Consider the following 12,895-nt stretch of genomic DNA (forward strand, 5'->3'; position numbering starts at 1 on the left):
GGAGCAGGTCGTGAAGATCGTCGTACCGTCGCGCGCCCGGGGGCGGAAGTCACCGACCTCCGGCGACCGCCCGCAGTCACCACCGCCGGCCGCGGCGGATCCACCGGCCCCGGTGCCGCGCCGGATGACCCGCCCGAGGTGGTGGGACCCGCGGATCCTGGCCGGACTGCTGCTGGTGGTGGGGTCGGTGGTGCTCGGCGCGAAGGTCGTCGGCGCTGCGGACCGGACGGCCCCGGTGTGGTCCGTCACCCGCGATCTGGCGACCGGGACCGTGCTCACCGCAGAGGATCTCGCCGTCGTCCGGGTCAAGCTCGACGACACGGCGGACCGGTACCTGGCCGGCGCCGCCCCGCCGGTCGGCCTCGCGCTGACCCGGCCGGTGGACGTGGGCGAGCTGCTGCCGGCGTCCGCGGTCCGGCCGGCGCCGGACCACCGGGTGCTGGTGTTCGGCGTGACCCCGGAGGACATGCCGCCCGGTGTGGGGCACGGCTCGGTGGTGGACCTCTACCTGGAGGTCGCAGGGCGGTCGGGGGAGCGGGCCACCACCGACCTGCTCGCCGCCGGGGTGACGGTGCAGTCGGTCGCCGGACCGGCGTCCGGTGGGCTGTCCGGGGCCGCCACCGACGACTACCAGGTGGCAGTGGCGCTGCCGCCGGCAGCCGCGGACGACCTGATCCGGGCGCTGCCGACCGGGACGGTCCGGTTGCTGGTGCGGAGCGCGCCATGACCGCCGGGCTGCTCACGGCCGGCGGTGGCCGACAGTGGGAGAGCGACCTGGTCGCCCTCCTCGACCGACCCGGCGGTCCGTTCCGGGTGGTGCAGCGCTGCGCCGATCTCGCCGATGTACTGGCCGAGGCGGTGACCGGCCGGGCCGCCGCCGTCGTGCTGTCCGACGGGCTCCGGCGGCTGGACACCGATGCGGTGCAACGACTCCGGGTCTCCGGGGTCGCCGTGGTGGCGGTGCACACCGCCGGCGACCAGCGTGCGCCGGTCCGGTTGGACCGGATCGGCATCGACGCGGTGGTGGCCGACGACGCCGGACCCGATGCCCTGGTCGCGGTGCTGCGGGAGGCGCTGCTGGATCTGACACCGCCGTCGTTGCCGGGGGTCTCGGACCCGGAGCGGGCACTGGACGCCGCGCCCCGCCGCGATGCACCCGTGGCGTCGGACCCTTCGGACCTTTCGTGCGAGGGGAGCGGCGCCGGCGCGGTGGTGGCGGTCTGGGGCCCGACCGGGGCGCCGGGGCGGAGCACGGTGGCGGCCGGGCTCGCGGTGGCGGCGGCCGCGGCCGGCACGCCGACACTGCTGGTCGACGCCGACGTCTACGGCGGGGTGCTGTCCGCCGCCTTCGGGCTGCTGGACGAGTCACCCGGCCTGACCGGTGCCTGCCGGGCAGCGGCGGGCGGCCGGCTCGACCGGACGGAGCTCACCCGGCTGAGCTGGCGCCTCGCTCCGGGACTCTCGCTGCTGAGCGGCATCTCGCGGCCGGACCGGTGGCCGGAGGTGCGCCCCTCCGCAGTACCAGGGGTGCTGCAGGTGGCCCGCAGCTGCGCGGCACTGACCGTGCTGGACACCGGGTTCTGCCTCGAGGTGGACGAGGAGCTGTCCTTCGACACCATGGCCCCGCGACGCAACGGCGCCACCCTGGCGGCGCTGGCCGGCGCCGACGTCGTGCTGGCGGTCGGCTCGGCGGACCCGCCCGGGATCGAGCGCCTGGTCCGCGGTCTCGACGAACTCGCCGAGCGGGTGCCGGAGGCGGACGTGCGGGTGGTACTGAACCGGGTGCGGCGGGACGCGGCGGGCCGGGTGGAGGCGCAGGACGCGTTCGCCAGGTTCAGTGCGCTGCCGGTGGTGGCGCTGCTGCCCGAGGACCGGGCGGTGACGGACCGGGCCTGGCGGCAGGCCCGGCCGGTCGCCGACATCGCGCCCGCCGCCCCGTTGGTGAAAGGGCTGGCGGCGCTCGCCGACTTCTGCGCGGCGGTTCCGGCTCGCGACCGCACCGGGTGAGGCCTGTGCCACGATGACCGCATGACCGATCGGCTCTCCGCCGTCGACGCCGCGTTCCTCTACGCCGAGGACGGCTCGACCCCGCTGCATGTGGGTGGTGTGGTCATCCTGGAGCCGGATGCGCCGGAGGGGTCGGGCTCGGAGTACGAGGACATCGTCGACCTGATCCGGTCCCGGCTGTCCCTGGTCCCGCGGTACCGGCAGAAGGTGCGGTTCGTCCCCGGCCGGCTGGCCCGCCCGGTCTGGGTGGACGACGACGCCTTCGACCTGACCTACCACGTGCGGCGGTCCGCGCTGCCGCGGCCGGGCACGATGGACCAGCTGGATGACCTGGTGGGGCGCTTGATCTCCCGGCCGCTGGACCGCACCCGCCCGCTCTGGGAGATCTACGTGATCGAGGGACTGGCCGACGGCCGGGTCGCCCTGGTCAACAAGACGCACCACGCCATGGTCGACCGGATCGGTGCCGTCGACGTCGCCGCCGCGATCCTGGACGTCACCCGCCGGCCGCGCCGGTTGCCGGAGCAGCCGTGGATGCCGCTGCCGCCACCCAGTGACGTCGACCTGGTGGTGGACGCGGTGGCCGACCTGACCAGCCGGCCGTCGGGGGCGATGGACCTGGTGCGGCTGGCCGCGATGGACGTGCGGTCGACGGTGGCCAAGGTCGGCCACTTCGCCGGGGCCTCGGTGGAACTGGTCCGCCGGACGGTGAAGCCGGCCCCGAGGTCGGTGCTGAACGTGACCAAGAGCGGGCAGCGGCGGTTCGCCACGTCGCAGGTCCGGCTGGCGGACCTGAAGACGATCCGCTCCACCCACGGCGGCTCGCTCAACGACGTCATCCTCGCCGTGATCACCGGGGCGCTGCGCACCTGGCTGCTCTCGCACGGTGAGCCGGTGACCCCGACCACCGTGCTGCGGGCGTTGGTGCCGGTGTCCCTGCAGCCGGGGCGGCGTGACGAGGCGGGGGAGAGCGCCGTCGACCCGCAGGCGCCGGTCACTTCCTACCTGCTCGACATGCCGGTCGCCGAGCCGAATCCCGCGATGCGGCTGCACCAGGTGTCGTTCGCGATGGGCGCGCAGCTGGAGGCCGGGCGGCAGATGGGCGCCGACGCGCTGATCGGGCTCGGGCGGTTCGCCCCGCCGACGCTGCACGCCCTCGGCGCCCGGGTGGCCGGGCAGCTGTCCGGCCGGATGTACAACGTGCTGGTCACCAACGCCCCCGGCCCGCAGGCCCCGCTGTACGCCGCCGGGCGCACCGTGGCCGCCATGTACCCGGTGGCGCCGTTGGCCTCCGGGCAGGCGCTGGCGGTCGCGATCACCTCCTACAACGGCGGGGTCTTCTTCGGGGTGACCGCCGACCGGGACGCCATCCCCGACATCGAGGAGTTCGCCGACCACATCGGCGAGGCCGTCGAGGAACTGCTGCCCGTGCCGGACCCACCGGCCGGCAAGGCCGCGCCCAGGCGCGGCAGGAAGCGAGCCACCGACTGATGCGGGTCTACCTGCCGCTGACCGTGTCCCGGCTGCGGGCCGCCGTGCCCACCGCGCAGTTCGGCGCCGCCGGGGAGGTGGTGTTCGCCGTCACCGACGGCCTGCGCGCCGAGTACCCCGGCGCCGACGACGACGAGCTGGAGTACCTGGCGATGGCCGACGCCGCGCGCGCCTCGCTCCGGCTGCTCGCCGCTGAGGACGGCCCGGACTGGCTGCGGGTGGTGCTGGCGGCGGACGTCGAGGGGCTCACCCCGGCAAGCGATCTCGACCGGGCCGCTGCCCGGCTCGGCGGCACCATCCCGTGGAAGCGGGTGGCCAGCGTGCACATCGACGGGGCCGACGCGGCCGCGGTGGTGCAGGAGGCGGCCGGCGCGGTGGACGCCGCCGATCTCGGTGACATCGATGCGGAGTACGCCGTCGGCAGCGCGGAGGACCTCGACCTGGCCTGGTACGGCCCCGGCGAGGTGCGGTTCCTGCTGGAGGACCTGAGCTGACCTGGGTCCGGCCTTCGGAAAGACACCGGAAACGACTCCGCCCGGTTAGTTGAGACGTCAACTAACCGGGCGGAAGTCTTTTCACCGGCCGTGCGGCCGGGTGGATCAGGCGTTCTTGGTGAACTCCAGCTCGAGGTCGATCTCGACCTTGTCGGCCACGACCGAGTTGCCGGCACCGAAGGCGGCGCTGAAGGACACGCCGTACTCCTTGCGGCTGATCGAGGTCTTGGCGGAGAAGCCGATCCGCTCGGCGCCGTAGGCGTCGGTGGTGGCGCCCAGGAACTCGGTGGTCAGCTCGACCGGCTTGCTGGTGCCACGGATGGTCAGGTCGCCCAGCAGGACGAACTCGTCGCCGTCGAAGTCCTTGACGCCGGTGGACACGAAGGTGATCTCCGGGTGCTCCTCGACGTGCAGGAAGTCCTCGGACTTGACGTGCTGGTCGCGCTGCTCCTGGTTGGTGGAGACGCTGGTGGCGTCGATGACGGCGGTGACGGTGCCGTCGGCCAGGCCCGACTCCGGGACGACCAGCTCGGCCGACTTCAGGGTGAACGAACCCTTGGCCTTGCCGACCGCCATGTGACGGACCTTGAAGCTGACGTCGGAGTGGATCGCGTCCGCGGTCCAGGTGCCGGTGAGGGTGGTGGTGCTGGTCATGGTGTGCCTCCGGGCTGGTCTGCGCCGCGACTCTCGCGGTGCTGGTCTGTGGTGCTTCTCAGCGGAATTGCTGCTGGCCTGGCCGGTCGCTGTTGATGTGTCAACGACTTCCTGGCCGAGCATAGGGGCAGAACGGTGACGTGTCACCTTTCATTCCCGAGGAATCCTGTTCCGGCTGGTGAGGGAGATGGTGATCGTCGCCACACCGCCCCCGGATCCGGTGGCGGCCGGGCTGCGGAGCGGGGTTACCGGCGAGTAGCCTGCTGCCGGTCGGACGTGCCCGGAGAAGATCGGAGAATCATGGGTCTGCAGCGCACGCGGTTCGTCGCGATCGGCGACAGCTTCACCGAGGGCCTGGGCGATGCGCGGGCCGACGGCTCGCTGCGGGGGTGGGCCGACCTGGTCGCCCCGGAGGTCGCCGGCGAGTACGCCAACCTGGCGATCCGCGGCAAGCTGCTCGGCGCGATCATCGACGAGCAACTGGAACCGGCGCTGGAGCTGGAGCCCGACCTCGTCACCTTCGCCGGTGGCGGCAACGACGTGCTGCGCCCGCGCGCCGACCTGGTGACCCTGCGACGGCTGTACGACCTGACGGTGGCCCGGCTGGTCGACTCGGGCGCCTCGGTGGTGCTGTTCACCGGCGCCGACCCGTCGGCCAACCTGCCGCTCGGCGCGGTGGTGAGGTCCCACGGTGACCGGTACTGCGACATGATCCGCGAGGTCGCCGCCCGGCGGGGTGCGCTGCTGGTGGACCTGTGGGCCGTCGACGAGCTGCGCGACCTGCGGTTCTGGGCCGCCGACCACCTGCACCTCAATGCCGCCGGGCACGCCCGGGTCGCCGGCAGGGAGCTGGACGTGCTGGACCTGCCGGTCCCGGCCGGCTGGACCGCGCCGGTACCGCCGGTGCCGCCGTCGGCGAAGCCGGTGCGCGACCAGGTGCACTACTACCGCGAGTTCGTCGGCCCCTGGGTACAGCGCCGGTTGACCGGCCGCTCCTCCGGCGACCACCGCAGTCCCAAGATCCCGGCGCCGGTCACCCCCTCGCTGCTGGGCTGATGTCCGGCCGCCCATCGGGCACCGCCACCTGGACCGGCACCGCGGACCCGTCGAGCACCCAGAACCCCTGCCCGGGGCGGGGTTCGGCCGACCGTCGTGGCAGTGTCGTGTCCAGCAACGACCCGTCGGCCGGGGTGGGCTGCAGCAGCAGGCCGGTCCGGTGGGCGCGCACCTCGGCGAGCAGCCCGCGCAGCGCCCGCTGGGCCTGCTCCGGCCGACAGCCGATCGCGAGGTACTGCCCGGGGCCGCAGATCTCGAGGTAACGGAGCAACAGCTCGGCGAGCGGCCCGTCCGGGACCGGGCCGTCGTGCACGAGCAGCAACGGGCCGGTGTGGTCGGTCAGGAACCTGTGTTCCGCGGCCGGATCCGTTCCCCGGACACGACGCGACGGCACCCCCTGCGATGCCAATGCCAGAGCCAGCGCGGCGAGGGCGGTGCTCACCCCGGACCGGCGGGGACCGGCGACCAGGATGCCGCCGCCCGGCCCGGGCACCGGCAGGCCGACCGGTCCGGCGTCCTCCCCGCCGGGACCGATCACCGCGAGTCCCGGTGGAGCCGCGGGCCGCTCGGCCCATCCGAGGGACGTCGGCAGCGGCCGGACCACCACCGCCCCACCGACCGGCCGACCCGGCGGCGGTGTGTCCGGGCCGAGCAGGACCGCAGTGCTCATGCCGCCGATCCTCCCGCGACCGGGGCCGTCGACGGCCGGGTCCGCCAACTCGAGCACGGTGTCGAAGGACCGTGCGCTCCGGTGGTGCACCGCCCGCTCACCACCGCTCGCCACCACGTGCAGGCCCACCGGGCCGCCGCCCGCGACCATCTCGGCGAGCTGGCCGGACCCGGTGCCGAAGTCGGCCAGATCCAGTGCGGCGGTGATGGTCTCCCACCCGTCGAGGACGAGGACCAGCGGTGATCCGTCACCACCCGCTGCTCGTCCGGTCCACTCCCGGTGCAGCCGGCGGATCAGCACACCGACCAGAACCGGGTCCCGGCCGTCCAGGTGGGTCGCCGTGTGCGGCCAGTCGACGAGCGGTCGCAGTCCGCCGGTCGGATCGACGAGCAGCAGCTGCGCACCCTTCGCGGCGTGCAGGTGGGCCAACCGCCGCAGCGTGCTGCTCCGCCCGCTCCGGTTCGGCCCGGTGACCAGCACCGAACCGGACGGCAGTGGAACGTCCCGCTGCTCGGCGGATTCCGGGAGATCGGCGACGGCGAGACGGTGGTCGCCGGGTGCCGCGGTCAGCACGGCCGGGAGCGGCGGCAGCCACGGGCGGTGCGGCGCCGGCAGCCCCTGCGCCGCCGCCGAGAGCGTCCGGACGAGGTCGTCGACATCGCGGGGGCCGGAGGATTCTCCGGCGGGCACCGGCATCCCGGACCGGCGGACCGTGGCCCGCACCGGGCGGTGCCCGGTGATGCGGGCGGTCTGCACCGGCCGCGGGCGTTCCGGGCCGCGCCGGAGGTAGGCCCGGCCCGGTAGGCCGAGGGGGATCGCGGCGGCGTCGGCCGATCCGAGAACGTCCAGCGAGTCGGCGGTCTCGCCCACCCGGAGGCAGATCCGGGTGGTGATGTTGGCCCGGATCGCGGCCGACACGACGCCGGCCGGCCGTTGCGTGGCCAGCACCAGGTGGATCCCCAGTGCCCGCCCGCGCCGGGCGAGATCGACCAGCCCGTCGAGGAAGTCGGGGAGTTCGGCGGCCAGGGTGGCGAACTCGTCGACCACCACCACCAGCGCCGCCGGTACCCCGACACCCGGCGGTCGGATCCGGCCCAGGGCAGCGAGATCGGGGACGGAGTGCTCGGCCAGGATCCGTTCCCGGCGGCGGAGCTCGGCGCGCAGGCCGGTCAGTGCCCGGGCGGCGGCGTGCTCGTCCAGGTCGGTGATCACACCGACCGTGTGCGGCAGCGCCGCCAGCGGACCGAAGGCCGCACCGCCCTTGTAGTCGACCAGCAGGAAGGAGGTCTCGGCCGGCGGGGCGGACACCGCCAGCCCGGCCACCAGGGTCAGCAGCAGCTCGGACTTGCCGGCACCGGTGGTGCCGGCGACCAGCAGGTGCGGTCCGTCGGCGGCCAGGTCCAGGACCGCCGTCGCACCGGGGGCGGCGCCCAGCACCGCGGTGCGGCCCGGCGTCCGCCAACCGGTCCGGACCGTCGCCGGATCCGTCGGCCACGGCGCCAGGTCCCGCCGGTGCACGGCGGCGGGCAATCCGCCGGACCCGGTGCCGGTGCGGAGCCGCAGCGGAGCCAGGGCCCGTCCGGCCCTGGTCAGCAGGCCCGACCCGATCCCGGTCAGGTCGCACCACGCAGCGGTCCCGTCCGGCCCGTGCACCCTGACCCGGGTCCCGGCCACCTCGAGCACCAGGTCGCAGGGCTCCGGCAGCAGCAGCCGATCGGCGGCCGGCAGCACCGTCGTCAGACCCGGACCGGGTGGCCGGCGCGCGGGATCGTCCGGCCGGCCCCGGCGCACGACCACCCGGTACGGCGTGCCGTCCCCGGTGCCCAGGTGCGGTACGGGTGCGAGGGACCGGAGGCAGGGATCGCCGGGACCCAGCTCGACGGCCAGGTCGGCGGGGGAGTACCGGGTGACCAGCTGCAGCAGCAGCCACCGCAGCAGGGACTCGACACCCGCGCCGGCACCGACGATCCCGAGCGTCCCGGCCATCGCGACGGTGATCGGCACCTCGTCGACCTCCGGTGGCGTGTGCCGGTCGATCAGGGCCGGCCGGCGGCCGGTGCCGATCACCACCCGGGGACCGGCCCGCTGTTCCCACAGCCGGAAGGATCCGGTCTCCGCCCGTCGCAGCAGGGTGGCCGGATCGTCGTGATACCGCCAGGACCGCCGCCGGTCGTCGGCGAGGGCGCCGGCGAGCACCGCTGCTTCGGCGAGGGTGTCGGCCCGGTGGTCGAGCCGGGCCCGGCGGTACCCGCGGCGCCCGGTGATCCGGTCGGCGACGGCGCCGAGCAGCAGGAGGGCCGGTCCCAGCGCGGCCAGCAGCAGGAACATCCACATCCCGGTCACCGCCGCGATCACCGCCCCGAGGACGGCACCGCCGACGGCCGCGACCAGTGGCAGCGGGCGCCGCCGGAGCTCGGGGGCCGGTCCCGGCGGGGGCGGCAGCGGTGGCACCGCCGGCTCGGCCGGAACCGTTGCCGTGCCGACGATCTCGATCCCGGCCCGACCATCGGGACGTCCGGTCGGGTCGCCGTCGTGGTCCAGGGTGACCGAGAGCCGGCTGGACCCGGCGCGCAGGACGGCCCCGGGCGGCCACCGTGCCGGCACGTCGACCGGTGCACCGTCGAGGTGCAGCACCGGACGATCATCGGCGGACGCCGGCAGCAGCAGTACACCCTCCGGGCCGGGCCGGATCTCCAGGTGGCGGCGGGACAGGTGTGGATCGTCGAGCGACAGGTCGTTGCCCGGCCCGCGGCCCACCCGGACCGGACCGTCCAGCACGACCGACCGGCCGGCATCGGGACCGGCCACGCAGGTCACCCGCATCGCGCCCACCACCGGGAGGTCGGCGGCCGGGACGTCGGCCAGCAGCACACCGTCGACCAGGGGCGGCAGGCCGATCGTCCAGGCCGGGTCGACCGCGAGGGCGCCCAGGTGCAGCACGGCGTCCGCGGGCAGCCCGGCGGCCGCCACCAGCTCAGGCAGCAGCGGTCCGAGCGGCTGCGCGGCCGGCAGGTCCACTTCGAGATCCACCGTGCGGCCGCGGACCTCGATCGTCGGACACCATCGGAAGGCGGGCACGGCACCAGCCTGGACCGCTGCGCCGGAAAGGCCGGGCGGGGCGACGGGCTGCTGTGGACACCTGCGTGGCTGTGGACAACCACGCACGGAAGGATCGGTCCGGGTCAGCCCAGGTCGTCGGCGGCGCCGGCCCTCGAGGCCAGCAACCGGCGGAAGGAGGCGAGCCGCTCCGGGCTCGCCCCACCGGCCGCGACGAACGCGTCCAGCGCGCAGACCGCATCCCCGGACCCGGTGTGGTCGCATCCCGGCGGGCAGTCGGCGGTGGCCGGCAGCAGGTCGGTGAAGGTCTCCAGCAGGTCGTCGGCGGTCACGTGGGCCAGGCCGAACGACCGCACGCCGGGGGTGTCGATCACCCAGCCGCCGCCCGGAAGGGCCAGTGCCACCGCCGATGTCGAGGTGTGCCGGCCCTTGCCGACGCCGGTCACGCTGCCGGTGGCCCGGTCGGCGTCCGGCACCAGGGTGTTCACCAACGTCGACTTGCCGACACCGGAGTGACCGACCAGCACCGTCGTCCGGTCCGCCGTCAGCTCCCGCAGCTCGTCCGGCCCGGCCGGGTCCAGCACCCGGCCGCCGTCGACCCGCCGGGTCACCACCACCGGCAGGTCCAGCGCCGTGTAGGAGGACAGCAGCACCGCGGGATCGGCCAGGTCCGACTTGGTCAGCACCAGCACCGGCCGCAGGTTCCCGGTGTACGCGGCGACCAGGCAACGGTCGATGAAACCGGTCCGCGGCTCCGGGTCGGCGAGCGCCGTGACGATCGCCAGCTGGTCCGCATTGGCGACGAGAACCCTTTCGGTGTTGGCGGTCTCGCCGGTGTTCGGGTCGACCGCGTCGTCCCGGGAGCGGCGCAGCACGCTGCGCCGGGGCTCGATCCGGACGATCCGGGCCAGCGTGTCCGGGTCGCCGCTGGTGTCGCCGACCAGGTCGACCTCGTCGCCGACCACCACCCCGCGCCGGCCCAGCTCGCGGGCCCGCATGGCCACGACCAGGTGCTCGCCGCCCGGGTCACCGACCAGGCAGCCGTACCGGCCGCGGTCCACGGTGATCACCATCGCCCGGACCGCCTCGCCGTGCGTCGGCCGGGTCTTCGTCCGCGGGCGTGACCGCTTGCCGGGCCGGATCCGGACGTCCTCGTTCTCCCAGGAGTCCTCGAGTCGCCTCAGGACGACGCCCCGGTGCCGACGTCCGCCGCAGCACCCAGCATCCGGGCCCACATGCCCTCGAAGCCGGGCAGTGTCTTGGAGGTGGACGCGATGTCGTCGACCACCACGCCGGGCACCCGCAGGCCGACGATGGCGCCGGCGGTGGCCATCCGGTGGTCGGCGTAGGCGCCCCATTCACCTCCGGTCAGCGGGCGCGGCCGGATCACCAGGCCGTCCTCGGTCTCGTCGGCATCACCGCCGACGGCCCGGATGTCGGCGACCAGCGCGGCCAGCCGGTCGGTCTCGTGACCGCGCAGGTGGGCGATACCGCGCAGCCGGCTGGTCCCCGAGGCGAACAGGCACAGCGCGGCGACGGTCGGCGTCAGCTCGCCGATGTCGTGCAGGTCGGCGTCCAGCGGGTCGAGCGTGCCGGTGCCGGTGACCTGCAGGACGCCGTCGCGCAGCAGCACCTGCGCGCCCATGTCCGTGAGCAGGTCGCGGACCGCGTCACCGGGTTGGGTGGTTGTCGTCGGCCAGCGCGGGATCCGCACGGTCCCACCGGTGATCGCGGCAGCGGCCAGGAACGGGGTGGCGTTGGACAGGTCCGGCTCGATCGGGTCGGTCCACCGGACGACCGGTCCGGGCTCCACCCGCCAGGTGTTGGCGCCGCTGTCGTCGACCTGCACACCGACGGCCCGCAGCACCTGCACGGTCATCTCGATGTGCGGCATGGACGGCACCGGCTTGCCGGTGTGCACGACGGTCAGACCGCCGGCGAACCGCGCCCCGGACAGCAGCAGGCCGGACACGAACTGGGAGGAGGCGGAGGCGTCGATCCGGACGGTGCCGCCGGCCGGTGCCTGCACCCCGTGCACGGTGAACGGCAGCCCGTCCCCGTCGACCCGGACGCCGAGATCGCGCAACGCCTGCAACACCGTGCCCATCGGCCGCACCCGGGCGGCCGGGTCGCCGTCCATGGTGACCGCGCCCGGGGCGGTCGCCGCCAGCGGCGGCAGGAACCGCATGACCGTGCCGGCCAGCCCGCAGTCGATGTGTGCCGGGCCGTGCAGCGGCCCGGGGGTGACCCGGAGCAGCCCGCCGGGCAGCTCCTCGAAGCCGCAGCCGAGCGCCCGGAGACCGGCGACCATCAGGTCGGAGTCGCGGCTGCGCAGCACGCCCTCCAGGTCGGTGGGTCCGTCGGCCTGTGCCGCGAGCACCAGCACCCGATTGGTCAGCGACTTCGACCCCGGGATGGTGACGGTCGCGTCGATCGGGCCGGTCCCGCTCTCGGCGAGGGTGGGGGCGGCCCAGACGGCCGGTGCGGGAGCGCTCACCGCCCCATGATCCCGCATCACCGGCGTCCCGGCGGACTGTCGGCAGCCGGTGGCAGCATGGGCGCATGTGCGGTCGCTACGCCACCACCATGGACACCGAGACGCTGTTCGGCGTGTTCGACGCCGAGCCGGATCCGGCCGCGGAGCCGGGCCTGTACGGCGGTGACCCGCCGCGCCCGCGCTACAACATCGCCCCGACCACGGAGAACCCGGTGGTCCGGCTGCGCCTGGTGAAGGACGAACCGGCCGACGGCGACGCGGCCGGGGAGCACCTGGCCCGCACGATCGAGCCGATGAAGTGGGGGCTGGTGCCGTCGTGGGCGAAGGACCCGAAGATCGGCAACCGGATGTTCAACGCCCGGTCGGAGAGCGCGGCCACCACCCCGTCCTTCCGCACCGCCTTGCGCAAGCGGCGCTGCCTGATCCCGGCCAGCGGGTTCTACGAGTGGCGCAAGCTCGGTCCCAAGCCCGGGTCGAAGAGCTCCAAGCAGCGCAAGCAGGCCTACTGGATCCACCCGGCCGACGACTCGGTGATGGCCTTCGCCGGGCTGTGGGAGTACTGGAAGCCCAAGGGGGACGGGGACACTGCCGGGTCCGGGGAGGCGGCACAGGAGGCGATCGTCTCCTACACAATCCTGACCTGCGACGCGGTGGGCGAGATGCGCACCGTGCACGACCGGATGCCGTTGATCCTGCCGGCGGCGGACTGGGCGGCCTGGCTCGATCCGGATGCCGACCCGGAGGCGGTGCAGCGACTGCTCGCACCGCCGGACCCGCGGCTGGTGGAGCAGTTGGAGTTCCGGCCGATCGGGGCCCGCATCGGCAGCGTCGGCAACGACGACGAGGACCTGCTGGTGGAGGTCCGGCCGGGCGAGCCGGGCACGGCGCCGGACCCGGCAGCCGACACCAGCAGCAAGGCCGACGACGGGCAGTTGATGCTGCAGCCGGAATGAGCCGGGATGAGCCGGC

Annotated in this window: 10 protein-coding genes; 6 read left to right on the forward strand and 4 right to left on the reverse strand. The window is 74.7% G+C overall.

Annotation, left to right across the window (positions count from 1 at the left end):
• Nucleotides 1-124 precede the first annotated feature (124 nt).
• The 4 genes from GIS00_RS03340 to GIS00_RS03355 are packed head-to-tail and all read left to right on the forward strand — an operon-like array spanning nt 125 to nt 3,992.
• Nucleotides 125-727 carry an SAF domain-containing protein gene (locus GIS00_RS03340; protein ID WP_154766943.1) on the forward strand — a complete coding sequence of 201 codons (603 nt, stop codon included), beginning with the start codon at nt 125-127 and terminating at the stop codon, nt 725-727.
• Nucleotides 724-2,007: an AAA family ATPase gene (locus GIS00_RS03345; RefSeq protein WP_154766944.1), complete on the forward strand. Its 1,284-nt coding sequence runs from the start codon at nt 724-726 to the stop codon at nt 2,005-2,007. Before GIS00_RS03340 ends, GIS00_RS03345 begins: the two co-directional genes overlap by 4 nt.
• Nucleotides 2,008-2,028: 21 nt before the next feature.
• Nucleotides 2,029-3,498: a WS/DGAT/MGAT family O-acyltransferase gene (locus GIS00_RS03350; protein WP_154766945.1), complete on the forward strand. Its 1,470-nt coding sequence runs from the start codon at nt 2,029-2,031 to the stop codon at nt 3,496-3,498.
• Nucleotides 3,498-3,992 (forward strand): DUF6912 family protein, encoded by a 495-nt coding sequence (locus GIS00_RS03355; RefSeq protein ID WP_154766946.1) that lies wholly within the window; start codon nt 3,498-3,500, stop codon nt 3,990-3,992. The genes GIS00_RS03350 and GIS00_RS03355 overlap by 1 nt, the downstream gene beginning before the upstream one ends.
• 105 nt (nt 3,993-4,097) lie before the next feature.
• Here the strand turns inward: GIS00_RS03355 and GIS00_RS03360 are convergent, their stop codons facing one another.
• A complete protein-coding gene (locus GIS00_RS03360; protein ID WP_154766947.1) occupies nt 4,098-4,646 on the reverse strand; it encodes a YceI family protein in 549 nt (182 codons plus the stop codon).
• A gap of 300 nt (nt 4,647-4,946) precedes the next feature.
• Between GIS00_RS03360 and GIS00_RS03365 the strand changes: the two genes are divergently transcribed.
• Entirely contained in the window at nt 4,947-5,702 is a 756-nt protein-coding gene (locus tag GIS00_RS03365; protein ID WP_154766948.1) for an SGNH/GDSL hydrolase family protein, read from the forward strand.
• Here the strand turns inward: GIS00_RS03365 and GIS00_RS03370 are convergent.
• The 3 genes from GIS00_RS03370 to aroA form a co-directional block, all read right to left on the reverse strand.
• The gene (locus GIS00_RS03370; protein WP_154766949.1) at nt 5,680-9,450 is read right to left on the reverse strand and encodes an FtsK/SpoIIIE domain-containing protein; all 3,771 of its coding nucleotides are present in this window, start codon (nt 9,448-9,450) and stop codon (nt 5,680-5,682) included. The genes GIS00_RS03365 and GIS00_RS03370 overlap by 23 nt on opposite strands.
• A 104-nt stretch (nt 9,451-9,554) precedes the next feature.
• Entirely contained in the window at nt 9,555-10,502 is a 948-nt protein-coding gene (gene rsgA, locus GIS00_RS03375; RefSeq protein WP_230312738.1) for a ribosome small subunit-dependent GTPase A, read from the reverse strand.
• A gap of 107 nt (nt 10,503-10,609) precedes the next feature.
• Nucleotides 10,610-11,944 carry a 3-phosphoshikimate 1-carboxyvinyltransferase gene (gene aroA, locus GIS00_RS27200; protein WP_154766951.1) on the reverse strand — a complete coding sequence of 445 codons (1,335 nt, stop codon included), beginning with the start codon at nt 11,942-11,944 and terminating at the stop codon, nt 10,610-10,612.
• A 47-nt stretch (nt 11,945-11,991) separates the two neighbouring features.
• Here aroA and GIS00_RS03385 point away from each other — a divergent pair, with 47 nt between their 5' ends.
• Entirely contained in the window at nt 11,992-12,879 is an 888-nt protein-coding gene (locus tag GIS00_RS03385) for an SOS response-associated peptidase (RefSeq protein WP_154766952.1), read from the forward strand.
• Nucleotides 12,880-12,895 lie beyond the last annotated feature (16 nt).

This window comes from Nakamurella alba (assembly GCF_009707545.1).
In the GTDB taxonomy this organism is placed as follows: Bacteria; Actinomycetota; Actinomycetes; order Mycobacteriales; family Nakamurellaceae; genus Nakamurella; species Nakamurella alba.

Excerpts from the sequence above, each read along its gene's own strand:
- rsgA (WP_230312738.1), bottom strand. The coding sequence starts at position 10,502 with ATGGTGATCACCGTGGACCGCGGCCGGTACGGCTGCCTGGTCGGTGAC.
- GIS00_RS03340 (WP_154766943.1), top strand. The coding sequence starts at position 125 with ATGACCCGCCCGAGGTGGTGGGACCCGCGGATCCTGGCCGGACTGCTG.
- GIS00_RS03360 (WP_154766947.1), bottom strand. The coding sequence starts at position 4,646 with ATGACCAGCACCACCACCCTCACCGGCACCTGGACCGCGGACGCGATC.
- GIS00_RS03385 (WP_154766952.1), top strand. The coding sequence starts at position 11,992 with ATGTGCGGTCGCTACGCCACCACCATGGACACCGAGACGCTGTTCGGC.
- GIS00_RS03345 (WP_154766944.1), top strand. The coding sequence starts at position 724 with ATGACCGCCGGGCTGCTCACGGCCGGCGGTGGCCGACAGTGGGAGAGC.
- GIS00_RS03355 (WP_154766946.1), top strand. The coding sequence starts at position 3,498 with ATGCGGGTCTACCTGCCGCTGACCGTGTCCCGGCTGCGGGCCGCCGTG.
- GIS00_RS03365 (WP_154766948.1), top strand. The coding sequence starts at position 4,947 with ATGGGTCTGCAGCGCACGCGGTTCGTCGCGATCGGCGACAGCTTCACC.
- GIS00_RS03350 (WP_154766945.1), top strand. The coding sequence starts at position 2,029 with ATGACCGATCGGCTCTCCGCCGTCGACGCCGCGTTCCTCTACGCCGAG.
- aroA (WP_154766951.1), bottom strand. The coding sequence starts at position 11,944 with ATGCGGGATCATGGGGCGGTGAGCGCTCCCGCACCGGCCGTCTGGGCC.